This is a genomic window from Ruegeria sp. AB9, assembly GCF_056542585.1.
The window spans coordinates 1-1389 of record NZ_JBQGAA010000054.1 but is presented as its reverse complement, the minus strand read 5'-3'; the positions used below and the strand labels follow the sequence as shown (position 1 = coordinate 1389).

The following is a 1389-nucleotide window of genomic DNA, read 5'->3' as shown; positions in this document are numbered from 1 at the left end:
AAACTTCGGTCAAACCCTTGGGCAACGTGGCGATGACGGGCATGTCCCAGGATGCCCCCGCGCGCAATTCGTACTCACCCAATGAAGCAGCCTTTAGCTTCACCCGGTTTGGTCGAGCAGATTCTGACACATCCCCCAATTCTGGTCCGGACAGGTATACGCATTTAATAAGGCCGGAAACGCATCCCCATCTCACCTGGCACCATCGTTTCAGATTGCGCCGCCCTTCCAGATATACTCCGGTGGCATTTGGCGGCAGATGGCTGATGACGTCCGAATTGTAGCGCGGCTTCGAATAAAGCCATTCCATCCGGTCTGCCGACGCACCGTTAATTGCATACGCACCGTCCAAGGGCGCACACGCGCCGTTGGCCCATGTCGGGTCGCCCCAGATTAGAGCAACCAAGATCGGGATCAGAACTCTCATCAATCTGTGTTCAATACTTCGTCGATCATCCAGCGCGCCTCGTCGTCGCCGTTGTTTGCAGCCTTCAAAAGCCACTCAAGCGCCCGATTGGTGTAACCTTGATCGGCCAGGATGCGCCCGTATTTGCGCTGAGATTTCACGTGTCCCTGCTCGGCGGCCAAACCCCAGTAAAGCTTGGCTGCGTTCAGATCACGATCAGTACCGCGCCCGTCATAATACAACGTGGCGAGATTATGCTGAACCCAATCGAGTTCCCCCAGATCTACCGAAGCTCGGTATGCGTGAAACGCCCGTTCGTAATCCTGCTGATAGCCGTGCTGGCCCGTCGCCCATATGTAGCCCATTCGCCCCGCGGACTCGGCGTCGCCCATACCGGCGGCGAGAGCAAAATGATCCATCGCGAGTTCCATGTTACGCTCGACCCATTCGCCTTCGCGATAAATCTGCCCGAGTTTTCGATGCGCCTGCGGATAATGGAAATTTGCAGCCTGATTATATAGTCCCAAGGCCTTGTCTGTATCGACGTCTACACCTTCTCCTTTTGCATAGAAGTTGGCCAGGTTGTATGTGGCCATTGGAAACCCTGCGTTGTGGGCCTTTTGGTACCATTCAATGGCTTTCTCTAAGTCCTGATCCACTCCATTGCCGGTATTGTACGAATACGCGATAGTATTCATTGCCAACGCACTGCCCTGTTCTGCGGCAAGTCGAGCCTGCTGTAACGCAAGATCGTAGCGTTTCATCTTTGAAAGGACGCGCGCAAACGCAGCCATGGCTTCGGGGTGTGTATCGTCCTGCTTCACGATTTTGGCACAGGTGCTAAACGCCTTTTTGACATCAATGTCAGAAAAATTGACGCCCCTGAAACTCGCATGCTGCGTGGGCGCCGCCGCCTCGGCCATGCAGGATGTCTCAACCTCTGTAAAGCTGTTATAGTCGCGTCCGGTGTTTTCGAAGTCCGC

General features: G+C 54.8%; 2 protein-coding genes. Both read right to left on the bottom strand.

From position 1 onward, the window contains the following. Positions 1–427: hypothetical protein (locus tag ACR0K5_RS25075; RefSeq protein WP_480632223.1), on the bottom strand; the 427-nt coding region annotated here is incomplete at its 3' end. Then, on the bottom strand, positions 427–1389 hold a 963-nt coding region (locus ACR0K5_RS25070), incomplete at its 5' end, for a tetratricopeptide repeat protein (protein WP_480632222.1). The genes ACR0K5_RS25070 and ACR0K5_RS25075, both read right to left, overlap by 1 nt.